Origin of the sequence: Arthrobacter sp. TB 23 (genome assembly GCF_000294595.1) — a bacterium.
Taxonomy (GTDB): domain Bacteria; phylum Actinomycetota; class Actinomycetes; order Actinomycetales; family Micrococcaceae; genus Arthrobacter_D.
In genome coordinates this window covers 33,731-47,235 of record NZ_ALPM01000023.1, presented here as the reverse complement: position 1 = coordinate 47,235, position 13,505 = coordinate 33,731, and the positions used below count along the sequence as shown (strand labels likewise).

The window sequence follows — 13,505 nt, the reverse complement described above, 5'->3', positions numbered from 1 at the left end:
CTTCGGCGGTGGCGGCGGCGACTTCTAGCCCGCAAAACTCATAATCCTCACCCCGTAGGGGTGAATATTTACCCAGAACAGACGCTAAGCGAAAGGCAACCCCATGGTAAAACAGTCAATTTTCGGACGTATTGCCCAGCTGGCCAAGGCGAACATCAACTCTCTCCTCGACCAGGCCGAAGATCCCCAGAAGATGCTGGACCAGATGGTCCGCGACTACACCAACAGCATCGCCGAAGCGGAAAGCGCCGTGGCTCAGACCATCGGCAATCTGCGGATGTTGCAGGAAGATTATAAAGAAGATCTTGATAACGCCCGTAATTGGGGCAACAAGGCCCTCGCCGCGTCGAAGAAGGCCGACGAATACCGCAACGCCGGTGACACTGTCGATGCCGAGAAGTTCGACAATCTTGCGAAGGTCGCAATCCAGCGTCAGATGACCGCCGAGAATGAAGCCCGTGGCGCCGAGCCCACCATCGGCTCGCAGGAAGAGATTGTTGAGAAGCTGAAGACCGGCCTCAACCAGATGAAGGGCAAGCTCAACGAACTGACCAGCAAGCGGGACGAGCTGATTGCCCGGTCCCGGACTGCTCAAGCCCAGCAGCAGGTTCACGACGCGGTCAAGAACATCGACTTCATGGATCCCACCAGCGAAGTCGGCCGCTTCGAAGAGAAGATCCGGCGCGAAGAGGCGAGGGTTCTTGGCCAGGCCGAACTGGCGAACTCAAGCCTGGACTCCCAGTTCGAAAGCCTCGAAGACCTCGGCGAGCAGACCGAGGTCGAAGCCCGGCTGGCTGCCCTCAAATCCGGCGGTTCCTCCGGGCGGACTCCGTCCGCCATCGGCCAGGGTAGCGACACGGACGAGTACCAGCCTGGCCAGTAACACCCAGTAGTGCATCCGGCCGGCGTCACCCACCCAGGGGGCGCCGGCCTTCTGCTGCCCGGGCAGACAAGCTCAGCAAAGCGGGGCGCTGCAGGTAGATTAGCGTGCATGGCACCAACTATCGTATGGCTCCGCGACGACCTCCGGCTTGGCGACAATCCAGCCCTCTCTGCAGCGCTCGACATCGACGCAGACGACCTCATTATTTGCTATGTGCTTGATGAGGAAAGCCCAGGAATTCGACCCCTGGGCGGGGCGACCCGGTGGTGGCTGCACCATTCCCTGACCAACCTGTCCCATGCCGTTGAGGATCTCGGCGGCCAACTGGTCCTGCGGTCGGGCCCGGCCGGAGCAGTGATCCGCGGGCTGGTCGCTGAATCCGGAGCGGAACGCGTGCTGTGGAACCGGCGCTACGCCCAACCCGAGCGGACGATCGATGCCGACCTGAAATCATGGTGCGGGGACACCGGAATCGAAGCAGCCAGCTACCAGGCGAATCTGCTCTACGAGCCATGGCAGGTCACGACGGGCGCTGGCGGCCCCTATAAGGTGTTCACGCCGTTCTGGCGGGCCTGCAAGAACCAACCGGAGCCCCGGGCACCCCTGGCGCCACCCAAACGGCTGGCGGGGCCAACGCTGGCGTCGGAGGAGCTCGTCTCCTGGCAGCTGCTGCCGACCACGCCCGATTGGTCGGGGGGCCTGCAGCAGCAGTGGCACCCCGGGGAAGCAGGTGCCTGGGAACGGCTGGACGATTTCCTTGATGGCCCAGTCGAGGGTTACGCGGTGAACCGTGACCTTCCGGCGGTGGAAGGCACCAGCGGAATCTCACCGCACCTCAGATTCGGCGAGCTCAGCCCCTTCCAGGTTTGGCATGCGGCCAAGGCATCGACCAACTCATCGGCTGCCCGGGACATCCAGGTTTTCGGCTCCGAAGTCGGCTGGCGGGAATTCTGCTGGCAGCTGCTCTTCCACAACCCCGATCTGGCCACCCAGAACTACCGACGGGACTTCGACGGTTTTGCCTGGCAGACGCCTACCCAGAGCGAACTCGGAGCCTGGCAGCAAGGCCGCACCGGTTATCCAATGATCGACGCCGGGATGCGGCAGCTTTGGGACACCGGGTGGATGCACAACCGGGTACGGATGGCTACCGCCTCCTTCCTCATCAAGAACCTCATGGTGGACTGGCGGGTTGGAGAACAATGGTTTTGGGACACGCTGGTCGACGCTGACTCCGCGAGCAACCCCGCCAACTGGCAGTGGGTCGCTGGATCCGGAGCTGACGCCTCGCCCTATTTCCGAATTTTCAACCCGGTGACGCAAAGCAAGAAGTTCGACAAAGAGGGGATCTACCTCAAACGCTTTGTCCCGGAACTCAGGGACGCCGGCAACATTCACGAACCGTGGAAGGACGCTAACGCCCCAGCGGGGTACCCCTCCCCCGTGGTGGACCTGGCAGAAACCCGCGAACGGGCACTGTCCGCCTATCAGGACCTGCGCGGCACCTAGGAACCCCGCAGCGGGCAGGGATGGCGTTCGAACCGCGACCCTACCCGCTGCTTTCCGGCCTTGAGCACAAAAAAAGATCCCGGTCAGTGTGTCTAACATTGACCGGGATCTTTCTCTTGTTGCGGGGACAGGATTTGAACCTGTGACCTCTGGGTTATGAGCCCAGCGAGCTACCGAACTGCTCCACCCCGCGGCGTAGACTCAACGTTACGGCCCCGGGGTGGATAGTGCAAATCGGCGGGATTTGGGAGGCTACTTGCCGCCCTATTCCCCTGCTGGTGCGGTCCCTGACTGACGTTCCTCGGCGTCAAGCGCCCGGGCCAGAGCGTCGCTCAGTCGATCCTGAGCTTCGCCATAGGCTGCAAAGTCGCCGTCAGCGAGGGCGTCCTGGCCGTCCTGGATGGCCGTGTTGGCATCCTCCAGGGCCGCCCGAAGATCGGCTGACGGGTCGTCGGTGCCCCCAGCGACAGGCTCAGTCGGCTCGGGGGCGGGCTCGCCGTCGGCGGGATCACCTTCTGCAGGAGGCGCAGCAGGGTCTGCCGGGGTCTCACCCACGTTCTCGGTATCACCTGTCACGGCTCCCGAGTCACCACCGAACACCTGATCGAGCGCCTCGTCCAGGGTTGGCGCGAAGCCAACCTCCTCACCGAAGCTCACCAGAACGCGCCGGAGAACCGGGAAGGATGAATCACCCGAGGACTGGACATACACCGGCTGGACGTACGCGACGCCGCCACCGATTGGCAGCGTCAGCAGGTTCCCGCTGATCACCTCAGAGGCACCCTGTCGCAGCAGGTTGAGCTCCTGCGACACTGTGGTGTCCGAGTTGAACAGGTTGGCTGCCTGACCTGGTCCGACGGCTGAGTCACGGCCGGAAGAGTCAAGCAGTCTCAGGGTGCCATAGGTATCGGATTTCACGCCGTCCTCGCCGGTGCCGGCGTCGCCATCTGCAGCGAGGAAGCCGTACAGCACATTTCGTGCTTCCTGGCCCGCCGGGACGAAGGGGATGAATGGAGTGGTCAGCGAGAAGCTGGCCCCCTCCTGTTCCGGCATCTGCAGCGTTAGGTAGTAGGGCGGCTGTGGAACGCTGATGTCGTCGCCCTCGAGGGTGGGATCGTTCGGGACGCTCCAGGCCTCGTTGTTGCTGTAGAACGGCTCGGTCTCGGTCACGTGGTACCGGGCGAGCAATTCGCGCTGCACCTTGAACAGATCCTCCGGGTAGCGGACGTGGGACATCAAATCAGCTGACATCTCGCTATAGGGCTGCAGCGAGGAGGGGTAGATGTTCTGCCACGCCTTGAGAATGGGGTCTTCCTCGTCCCAGGCGTACAGGTCCACCGATCCGTCGTAGGCGTCAACCGTCGCCTTGACGGCGTTCCTGATGTAGTTGACCCGCTCCGGTGGGAGCGCCGTGGCAAGACCCTCGGCGGTCAGCGAGTCCTGGGTCGCCGACTGGAGTTCCTGCTGCGTCGAGTAGGGGTAATCCGAGGTCGTCGTGTACCCGTCGATGATCCACTTGACCCGACCGTCGACGATCGCTGGATAACTGTTGCCATCGAGCGTCAGGTACGGGGCGACCTTCTCGACCCGTTCGACCGGGTCCCGGTCGTAGAAGATCTGGGATTCGCTGTTGACCTGATCCGAGAGCAAAAGATCAGTCGACTGGAACTTCAGCGCGTAGACCAATCGATTGAAGATGTTTCCCACGTTGGGTCCGCCGCTGCCCTGGAAGGTACTGCGAGACTGCTGATCGGATTCTTCGCTCTGGGGACGGTCGATCTCAATCGGGTTCGCGCCTTCAGGAGCTCCAACCACCGAGTACAGCGGTGACTCCTCGCCGAAGTAGATCCGCGGCTCGTAGGTGGACTCGTCCCCGAGCGCACCGGTTGAGGGGATGCCAGACTGGATGAACGTGGGGCGGCCATCCGGTTCGGTGGTCGAACCGGCCGCGGCGACAATGCCGTAACCGTGGGTATAGAGCACATGCTCGTTGATCCAGCCGTCCGGCACACCGGCGGTGTTCAGCTCACGGACAGCGATCACCGTGTCCTCGATCTCACCGTCGATCTCGTACCGGTCTACGTTGAGCGTCTGGGGGAACTGGTAGTACTGACGGAACTGCTGCAGCTGGCTGAACGCGTCGCTGACCAGGTTCGGGTCAAGCAACCGGATGTTTGCGGTGGTTTCGCCGTCCGCGTTGAGAGCGCCCGCTTCCGGTGTCTCTACCGGGTTGTAGTCGGTGGTCTCCACCTCGTCGAGACCGTAGGCGGCGCGGGTCAGATCGATGTTTCGTTCAATGAACGGTTCCTCGCGGCTGAACTCGGACGGCACCACCTGGAAACGCTGAATGACCCACGGGTACACTCCACCAGCAAGAATCGCCACGATGACGAGCATTGCGGTACCGATGATCGGCAACCGCCACCGTCCGATGACTGCTGACACGATGAACAGAACAGCGACAATAATGGCCGCCGCGGCAAGGATCGCCTTGGTGGGGATTACCGCGTTGACGTCCGTGTACAGGGCCCCATCCCAGTTCCCTCCGGTGCCGGTCAGGGTGGCATACCGGTCCAGCCAGTAGTTCACGCCCTGAAGGAGCAGGAACAGGGCAGCCAGCACAGCGACGTGAATCCTGGCGGCCTTGGAAGTGAAGAGTCCCTTTTCCTCAAGGCGGATTCCGCCGTACAGGTAATGGGTGAGGACACCCGCGATGGCGCTGATGATGACCACGCTGATCAGGAAGCCGACCACGAAGGTCAGGAACGGCAAAGTGAAGACGTAGAAGGCAATATCCAGACCGAACTGCGGGTCCTGCTCACCAAACGGTTCCTGGTTGAAGAACAGCAGGACTGGCTGCCACTGGGAGGCGGCCGCCGTTCCGGCGAATGCGGCCAGCACCACGGGGATGCCGAGCATCAGAAGGCGACGGATCGGTTCAAGTTGCGCCTGATACCGGTTCAGGTTGTCCTGGACAGCACTGTCGGGCGCGTAAATTGGGCGGGACCGGTAGGCCACCCGAAGGCTGAAGTACACGCTGGCGCCCATAATCAGGAAGGCAGCCGCGAACAGTCCGATCCGTGAAAGGTTTTCGGTGACGAAGACCTCCACAAAGCCGAGCTGGTTGTACCACAGGACGTCAGCGTAGACCTGTGAGACGTATACGAAGGCGATGACCAGAACGGCCAGCACCACCAACGTCGGGATCAGCGGGCTGCGTCTTTTCGCGCTACTGGAATTGGTTTGGCTCGGCCTGCTGCCGAACGGCCGGTCTGGTCCGGAAGTCACATTTACCTCATCGTTGGATCCGTTGGATCACGGAAACCGCTCTCGAACCGCCAAAATCAGCGGCACGACGGACTGGTTCCATGAATCTCCATTCTGCCTTGAACACGTCCGGGCCACCCAATTTCGTTCCGATCCGGGCGGCCTGACACCAGATCGAAATGAAACCGTGTCCAAATCACCACCCACCACTGCCGGGAAGCCGGTCGACTGGCCGACCTACCCGGCTTCGCAGGTGGGGAGGGCCGAACCGTCCTCGCCCGCTCCCAGCGTGCGGACAGCTTCCGCCGCGTCGTCGAGTGTCTCCACCCGCACCACCTGCAAGCCGTCCGGTACATAGCCCACCACTTCATTGCAGTTCGCGGCTGGGGCCAGGAACACTTCAGCTCCAGCTTGCCGTGCACCGGCTAGTTTCTGGCGAATTCCTCCGATCGGCCCCACCTGACCCGCAGAGTCGATGGTGCCCGTCCCCGCGAAGTGTTTACCGCCGGTGAGTTCGCCCTCGGTGAGCAGGTCAACAATGCCCAGGGCAAACATCGATCCCGCCGAGGGGCCGCCGACGTTGTCGAGCGCAATAGTGATATCAAAAGGGAAGGTGAAGTTGGCGACCAGACCCACGCCGAGCTGGAAATCGCCCCCCTCGGATTCCTTGGGGGTCACCGCCTCGGTGACCTCCCCGCCGTCGCGCAGTAGCCCAAGGTCGACTGAGTCGCCGTTCGCGGCGTTCAGGGACTCCCGGAGGACCCCGATGTTCGTGATGTCAGTGCCGTCCACCGAGGTGATGACGTCGCCCTCTTCCAGAATGCCGGTAGCTGCCGCATCCTCGATCAGGCCCGCAACCGAGAGTTCCTCGTCGAAGTCGATATCGAGGTGCCCGAGCGCAGCAGCGATAGCCGATTCCTGCGATGAGGTCATGGCGACGGCGTTCTGCTCCTGGATGTCTTCCTGGGTGGCGTCCGGCGGATACCGGAGTTCGCGTGGCACCACAGATTCGGTGGGATTCAGCCAGGCTCTGAACACTTCGAAGATGCCAAGCTGGGTCCCCGGCCCACCCGTCACATACACGGTGGTGAGGTCGAGGTCGCCGGAGGTGGGGTAGGTCTGGCGGCCCTCTACTTCGATCAGCGGCTGGGAGTCGATTTCCCCGATCGTGTTGAACGTTGGCCCAGGCGATTCGACCACATAGGGCGCCGGCAGCAGGACGGCGGCGCCGCCCAGGAGCAGCGCGAGGAACCCGGACACTGCCATCACAGTGAACCGGGGATCCCGTTTGGCCCTGGTGGGCGGCACTGGCGGGTCGTTGTAGGTGGGCTGGGTCAACAGGAAACCTTCTCTTCGTCAGACACTGCGCATGCCCTGGTGGTCCTTCATGCTGCTCTGCCGCGGCCGAACCGCGCATCATCGAGCTTCTTTAGCGTACTTCCTGGGCGCGAGTCCAGCACCCATCGACCGGCCGCCGCCGCTTTGCCCTCAGCGAACGGTTCAGCGCGTTCGGGACAACCCCGCGACACGGCGGGTAACGTGGAAGAACCGACACGATGTTCGACGACTGTGGCTAGAGCCCACAACCAGCAGTAGACGAGCAGCCCATCCCAGCAGCCAATTCCAGGACCGGTGGTAGCAGTGACCTCCAACCCGTCAGATCCGTCCAACGACGACGGCGACACCCCCAAGGATCCCCTCTCCGAGATGCTGGCCCGTCTGATGGGCGGCAATGCGCAGGGCATGGATCCGCAGGAGCTCGCCAAAGCCGCTGGTCTGCCGTCCGATCCGCAGGCCATGGCGATGATGATGCAGCAGGTTCAGGCAATGTTCGCGGCACAAAGCGATGGGCCGGTGAATTGGCAGCTCGCCCACGACCACGCGCGCCGCGTCGCGGCAGCCGATGGGGACCCCTCGGTCACCCCTCAGCAGCGCCGCGACGTCGATGAGGCGCTGAGGCTTGCGGAGATGTGGCTCGACCCTGTCACCGATTTCCCCTCCACCAACACCCTTGGCCGCGCGTGGTCCCACGCGGAATGGGTCGAGGCCACCATGGACACCTGGAAGCGCCTCACGGAACCGGTGGCGGTGAGCATCGCCAAGGCACTGTCCGACGCCATTTCCGGGCAACTGCCGGAGGAGATGAAGACCATGATGGGCGGCGCCTCCTCGATGCTGCAGAATCTTGGTGGGGCGATGTTCGGGATGCAACTCGGCCAGGCCGTGGGTGCCCTGTCCAAGGATGTTGTAAGTTCCACCGACATTGGGGTCCCCCTGGCAGAGGGCCAGATGGCCCTGTTGCCAGTGAATGTCGCGGCCTTCGGCGAGGGTCTGGATATTCCCGAGCAGGAAGTCAGGCTGTTCCTCGCCGTCCGTGAAGCCGCCCATACCCGGTTGTTTACCCAGGTCCCCTGGCTTTCAGGGCACCTTCTCGGTGCAGTTGAGAGCTATGCCCGGGGCATTCACATCGACATGTCAAAGATCGAGGAAGTGGCACGGGACATCGACCCGTCCAATCCCGAGTCCATGCAGGCTGCCCTTTCCGAGGGTGTCTTCATGCCGGAACGTACCCCGCAGCAGGACGCTGCGCTGGTGCGGCTCGAGACTGCCCTGGCCCTGGTGGAGGGGTGGGTCGATGAACTGACCGCCGCTGCCACCGCGAATCTGCCGTCGTCTGCGGCGCTGCGGGAAATGGTCCGCCGCCGGCGCGCCACCGGCGGGCCGGCCGAACATGCGTTCGCTTCCCTGGTGGGCCTTGAATTGCGTCCACGACGGCTACGCGACGCTGCCACGCTCTGGGCCCATCTCACCGCCGAACGGGGCATCGAAGGCCGCGATGCGGTGTGGGAACACCCCGATCTGCTACCGACCGCCGAGGATCTCGACGACCCTCAGGGGTTCAGCCAGCGTCGACAGCTCGCCGAGTCGTCGGATTCCGAGGTGGACGCTGCCCTGCAGCGGCTACTGGACGGCGGCTTCGACGAAACTGAGGAGACCCCGTCACCAGACGAGTCGCCCGAGTCCGGGGATCAGCCAACCAACGGCGAAGGTTCCCCGGAGGGCGGCAAGCCCTAGTACCTGAGCAGGGCACAGCTCAGCTGGCCACCCAGTTCGGCCGGACCGGCGTCGGGGTCAGCCGTCCTGCTTCGGCCCCAGGATGTTCGGCGACTGGGGCGACAAGGCGACGGGGGTTCGATCGGGGTCTTCCGTCGTGCCATCGACGCAGGAATCAACCTCATCGACACCGCCAGCATTTACGCCTCCGGGGGTCACCAGTGGGATGATTGGCCCGCACGATGACCCAGCTCGAATCGTTGCTCGGTGCCGCAGCCGCTAGTGGCTTGCCATTCCGTGGTTGGAAGCGAAGGACACACCTTCAAGGAACGCTTTAGCTGCTTCCGTTCGGGGATACGCCTCTAGTAGCCGCCAGAACATGCGGTTGTGGGAGGGCTCAATGAGGTGGGCCATCTCGTGCAGGATGACGTAGTCAACCACCCAGGTGGGCATTCCCTGCAGCTTGTGGGAGAGGCGGATGGTCTTGCGGGCCGGTGTGGCCGATGCCCACCGGGAATTCTGGTTCGTCACCCATCCGATGCTCACCGGTTGGCCGCGCCCGGCCAGATAGGCTTCCGACAGTGCCCCGGCGCGCTGCAGGAGCTCTTCCCCCGGGTTGGTCTGGTCCGCGCCGTCCAGCGCCGGGGTCAGCGACTGCTGTTTGGACAGGAGTTTGGTGACCATGCGGTGCACCCAGTCTTTTTCCTGGGCCGCGGTGAAGTGGGCTGGGATGGAAACGATCACGACGCCGTCGCGCAGGTCAGCGCTGACGGTCCGCCTGCGCTTCGCGGACCGTCTGACTTCGACGGGCGGATCCTTGACAGTCATGGGTTGCTCTCACTCACTTTCCGCGATGATCAACAGCACCGATTCCCCGTACTTCTCGAGTTTGGCCGGACCAATCCCGGCCAGCGCCCCCAGTTGCTCGATCGTTGTTGGCCGTGCCTCGGCAATAGCGACCAGGGTGGCGTCGGTGAACACAACGAACGCGGGCACGTCATTTTCGCGAGCCTGGTCCAACCGCCAGGCCCGCAACGCCTCAAAGGTGGCTTCCTGGTACGTCGCCGGGCAGTCACCACATCGTCCGATCTTTCGTTCGGAGCCGGACCCAAGCACCTTCCCACACACCCTGCAGGTCGACGGAGCCGACACCTTGCGGCTTTGCTTGACCTTGGGCGTCCGGAAGGCCCGATCACCGGAAACGCCTGGGCGAAGCCCGTCGAGGAACCGGGTCGGTTTCCGGCTGGCCCGCCCTCCCGGGGTGCGAGCGGTGGACCAGGAGAGCGCCAGGTGTTCCCTCGCCCGGGTGATGCCCACGTAGAGGAGTCTGCGCTCCTCGTCGACAGCCTCCGGCGTGTCAGCGAAGGAGATCGGCATCAGACCCTCGCTCAGGCCGACCAGGAACACGGCATCCCATTCCAGGCCCTTCGCCGCGTGGAGCGACGCGAGGGTGACGCCCTGTACCGTCGGTGCGTGCTGGGCGGCGGCCCGTTCCTCGAGCTCCGCCACGAAATCCTGAAGGGTGAATCCGTCAGCAGCCCGGGCCGCGCTGAGTTCGTCAGCCAAAGCGACCAGCGCGGCGAGCGACTCCCACTTCTCCCGGACCGCTCCCGAGCTCGCCGGCGCCACCGAGGTGTACCCCAGGCTCGCGAGAATGTCCCGCACCAGTTGCGGGACATCGTCTGTTTCTGCGGTTCTGGCGCCGGCACGCAACTGCAGCAGCGAATCTCTGACTTCCCGGCGCGCGAAAAAACGCTCACCGCCGCGAAGCTGATAGCCAATACCGGCGCTGGCGAGCGCCTGTTCATAGGCCGCTGACTGGCCGTTCGTGCGGTAGAGGATCGCGATCTCACTCGCCAGCACCCCACCATCCATGAGCGCCTTGATCCGTCTGGCCGCTTCGGCGGCTTCCGCTTCATCGTCGCTGCACTCGGTAAACGAGGGTTCCGGCCCGGCGTCGCGCTGGGCAATAAGCTCCAGCGGGGTAGACCAACTCGAGGAGCCTGCCTGACGGCCGGTTTCTGCGGTTCGCGCGGCCAACAGGTTGTTGGCTAGTTTGACCACCTGCGGCGTCGACCGGTAGTCGCGAACCAACCGCACCACCTGTGCACCCTCATACCGATCGGTGAAATCAAGCAAATGCCGCGAGGTTGCCCCGGTGAATGAGTAAATGGTCTGACTGGCATCACCCACCACGCATAATTCGCGGCGGTCACCGAGCCACAAATCCAGCAACCGCTGCTGCAGCGGGGAAACGTCCTGGTACTCGTCCACCACGAAATGCCGGTACTGGGCGCGCACGGTGGCCGCCACCTTCTCATCCTCCTGCAGGATCCCCACAGTAATCAGCAGCACATCCTCGAAGTCAATGACGTTGCGGTCGAGCTTCAGGTCCTCGTAGCCAGCAAAGATACGGGCAACTGTTGTGTGGTCCATGCCTGCGGGCTCGACCCGACCAACCGCCGCGGCTGTATACCGCTCGGGGGTAAGCATGGACACCTTGGCCCATTCGATCTCCGCAGCAACATCCCTGATCGCGGCCCGGTCCGTCGATAACCGGAGCCGCCTCGACGCTTCTGCGATGAGCTGCGCTTTGTGGTCCACCAGAGCAGGCAGGGGGCCACCCACTGCCTGTGGCCAGAAGTATTGCAGCTGCCGCAGGGCGGCGGCGTGGAACGTCCGCGCCTGCACTCCCGAGGCGGACAGGTCGCGGAGCCTGGTCCGCATCTCCGCGGCGGCCCGCGCCGTAAAGGTCACCGCCAGCACCTGTTGTGGTTTGTAGACACCGGTGTGGACACCATAGGCAATCCGGTGGGTGATGGCCCTGGTTTTACCCGTTCCCGCGCCGGCGAGAACGCAGAGCGGCCCGGTCAGCGTGGAGGCGACTGTCCGCTGTTCATCATCGAGGCCGGCGAGGATCCTCTCTTCGAGAGTTGTCTCCATACCTAGAGCCGGACCCCCTCGACTGCCAGGTCCAGCGAGCCGCCGTACCAGTGTTCAATCAGCGCCCGTGAGACTGAAGCTCCAGTGGGGATAGTGATCTCGCCGCTTCGAACTGCCTCAAGCAGCTCCGTCCGCGTGAACCATCGGAGGTCCACGATCTCCGCACCATCCGGCACCTGGTTGGTGTTCACGGCAGTGGCGATAAACCCCACCATCAAGGAGGCGGGGAAGGGCCACGGCTGCGAGCCCAGGTACAGGGGTGAGTGGACCTCGATACCTGATTCTTCCGCCACCTCGCGGATAACAGCGGCTTCCAGCGACTCTCCCGGTTCGACGAAACCCGCCAGGGTGGAAAACCGTCCCTCGGGCCAGGCGGCCGCCGATCCCAGGAGCAGCCGATCGGCGTCGTCCACCACTGCGACGATGATGGCCGGGTCGGTCCTGGGGTAGTGGCTCGACTCATCGGCTGGACAGCGCCGCACCCAGCCACCTTCAACAACCTCTGTCAACGCCCCACAACGGGGGCAGTGGGTGTGCTTCGCATGCCAGTTCGCAATCGACGCGGCCTGAACGAAGATGCCCGCGTCCCGGCCGGAGAGAGCCAGCGCCACCTCTCGGAGGCCCAGCCAGCTCGTGCCGTCAAAAATTTCGTTGTCCATGGATTCCAGCACTGCGAGCAGAATGTGGGTACCGGTCGGAATGCCGCCGTGATCGGGATCGTCGGCGAGGGTTCGCCCCAGGTAGACCAAGGTTTCCGGACGGCTAACGGTCGCCGAATCCACGAACAGGAGGTTCCCGTCAACAACTGGGGATTTCCCCTGGGCGATGAACATCACACGCGTGGTGGGAGCACCCCACAGCTCATCGAGCAGCAAGGGACTTGAACGCAGCGCCCCTCCACGGTCCAGCGCCACCCGCGCCAGCGGTAGCGCTCCGAAGGACGGAAGGGTGGGAATCCGGAGGGTTTCGCTCATGGTTCTACGGTACGTTCTCGGTCCCCCAAAACACATTTCAGTACCACTTTTGCTGACCGCGGTGGCAGCTTCTGACGACTCGCCGACCGGCAACGGCTCTTTCTGGGAAGGACAGCCCTACCGTTGAGGATGTGAAACGGACACCCATGGAACTCGCGGCGATTGCCAGCGCCGCCGTACCCGGGCTTACCCCTACCGGGGTGGCAGGCATCCCCGACGATGCCGCGGATTTCGAATCGGCGCTGCTAGTCGACGACTCCGGGAAACAGTGGCGGGTACGGTCCCCTAAACACCCCGACGCGTCAATGAGGCTCGAGACTGAACTACAGGCCTTGAAGGCATTCACACCCGCGATCAGGGCGGAGCTGCCGTTCCTGGTCCCCCACATCGCGGGGACACTGCGGCAGGGCGAGCTGTGTACCTTCGTGTACGCGCATCTCGAAGGTTCCGTCCGCGAGCTGGACGACTTGGCCGGTGGGGGGAATGAGCTGGTCAAGGAACTCGGGCGGATGCTCGCCGCGATCCACGATCTGCCCCCGCTGCTGGTTCATAACGCGGATCTGCCCAGCTACGAGGCAAACGAGTTCCGGCAACGGAAGCTGAACGAGCTGGACCAGGCCGCCACCACCGGCAGAATACCTGCGCATCTACTGCGACGGTGGGAACACGCGCTCGAGGATGTCACGCTCTGGCGGTTCCACGCGACAGTGGTCCACGGGGACCTTCACGAAGACAATCTGCTGATCTCGGCCGGTCGTGTCAGCGCGGTAACCGGTTGGACCGACCTGCGAGTGGGCGATCCAGCCGACGACTTTGCCTGGCTGCTGGCAGCCAGCAACCCGGGATTCGCCGACGCCGTCCACAACGCCTACGTC

The 13,505-nt window shown here is 63.7% G+C and carries 9 protein-coding genes and 1 tRNA gene (1 of these 10 cut by a window edge); 4 read left to right on the top strand and 6 right to left on the bottom strand.

Annotation, left to right across the window (positions count from 1 at the left end; translation table 11 throughout):
- Positions 1 to 103 precede the first annotated feature (103 nt).
- The gene (locus B384_RS0103120; RefSeq protein ID WP_019481689.1) at positions 104 to 883 is read left to right on the top strand and encodes a PspA/IM30 family protein; all 780 of its coding nucleotides are present in this window, start codon (positions 104 to 106) and stop codon (positions 881 to 883) included.
- 108 nt (positions 884 to 991) lie between these two features.
- Positions 992 to 2,392 (top strand): cryptochrome/photolyase family protein, encoded by a 1,401-nt coding sequence (locus B384_RS0103115; RefSeq protein ID WP_019481688.1) that lies wholly within the window; start codon positions 992 to 994, stop codon positions 2,390 to 2,392.
- A gap of 119 nt (positions 2,393 to 2,511) precedes the next feature.
- Here the strand turns inward: B384_RS0103115 and B384_RS0103110 are convergent.
- The 3 genes from B384_RS0103110 to B384_RS0103100 all read right to left on the bottom strand — a co-directional run bounded on the left by B384_RS0103110 (position 2,512) and on the right by B384_RS0103100 (position 6,997).
- Positions 2,512 to 2,585 (bottom strand) — tRNA-Met (locus B384_RS0103110).
- Between the two features lie 71 nt (positions 2,586 to 2,656).
- Positions 2,657 to 5,680, bottom strand: coding sequence for a UPF0182 family protein (locus tag B384_RS0103105; RefSeq protein ID WP_026040929.1), 3,024 nt, complete (start codon positions 5,678 to 5,680; stop codon positions 2,657 to 2,659).
- A 216-nt stretch (positions 5,681 to 5,896) separates the two neighbouring features.
- Entirely contained in the window at positions 5,897 to 6,997 is a 1,101-nt protein-coding gene (locus tag B384_RS0103100; RefSeq protein ID WP_019481686.1) for a YlbL family protein, read from the bottom strand.
- 303 nt (positions 6,998 to 7,300) lie between these two features.
- Here B384_RS0103100 and B384_RS0103095 point away from each other — a divergent pair, with 303 nt between their 5' ends.
- Complete coding sequence (locus B384_RS0103095) at positions 7,301 to 8,734, top strand: zinc-dependent metalloprotease (RefSeq protein ID WP_019481685.1); 1,434 nt, start codon at positions 7,301 to 7,303, stop codon at positions 8,732 to 8,734.
- Positions 8,735 to 8,992: 258 nt separating this feature from the next.
- On the opposite strand, the gene B384_RS0103090 is transcribed toward B384_RS0103095, so the two are convergent.
- The 3 genes from B384_RS0103090 to nudC are packed head-to-tail and all read right to left on the bottom strand — an operon-like array spanning position 8,993 to position 12,630.
- Positions 8,993 to 9,541, bottom strand: a complete 549-nt coding sequence (locus B384_RS0103090; protein WP_019481684.1) for a M48 family metallopeptidase — start codon at positions 9,539 to 9,541, stop codon at positions 8,993 to 8,995.
- A 9-nt stretch (positions 9,542 to 9,550) separates the two neighbouring features.
- Complete coding sequence (locus tag B384_RS0103085) at positions 9,551 to 11,656, bottom strand: ATP-dependent DNA helicase UvrD2 (RefSeq protein WP_019481683.1); 2,106 nt, start codon at positions 11,654 to 11,656, stop codon at positions 9,551 to 9,553.
- A 2-nt stretch (positions 11,657 to 11,658) separates the two neighbouring features.
- Positions 11,659 to 12,630 carry an NAD(+) diphosphatase gene (nudC, locus tag B384_RS0103080; RefSeq protein ID WP_019481682.1) on the bottom strand — a complete coding sequence of 324 codons (972 nt, stop codon included), beginning with the start codon at positions 12,628 to 12,630 and terminating at the stop codon, positions 11,659 to 11,661.
- Positions 12,631 to 12,776: 146 nt separating this feature from the next.
- Here nudC and B384_RS21360 point away from each other — a divergent pair, with 146 nt between their 5' ends.
- Positions 12,777 to 13,505 carry the 5' portion of a macrolide 2'-phosphotransferase gene (locus B384_RS21360; RefSeq protein ID WP_050994832.1) on the top strand. The gene runs 27 nt beyond the window's last position, so the window shows 729 of its 756 coding nt (coding positions 1-729); it begins with the start codon at positions 12,777 to 12,779; its stop codon lies beyond the right edge, outside the window.

What these genes read in the sequence shown, in the direction of transcription:
- B384_RS0103120 (WP_019481689.1), top strand. Translation starts at nt 104, where the DNA reads ATGGTAAAACAGTCAATTTTCGGACGTATTGCCCAGCTGGCCAAGGCG.
- B384_RS0103115 (WP_019481688.1), top strand. Translation starts at nt 992, where the DNA reads ATGGCACCAACTATCGTATGGCTCCGCGACGACCTCCGGCTTGGCGAC.
- B384_RS0103090 (WP_019481684.1), bottom strand. Translation starts at nt 9,541, where the DNA reads ATGACTGTCAAGGATCCGCCCGTCGAAGTCAGACGGTCCGCGAAGCGC.
- B384_RS0103085 (WP_019481683.1), bottom strand. Translation starts at nt 11,656, where the DNA reads ATGGAGACAACTCTCGAAGAGAGGATCCTCGCCGGCCTCGATGATGAA.
- nudC (WP_019481682.1), bottom strand. Translation starts at nt 12,630, where the DNA reads ATGAGCGAAACCCTCCGGATTCCCACCCTTCCGTCCTTCGGAGCGCTA.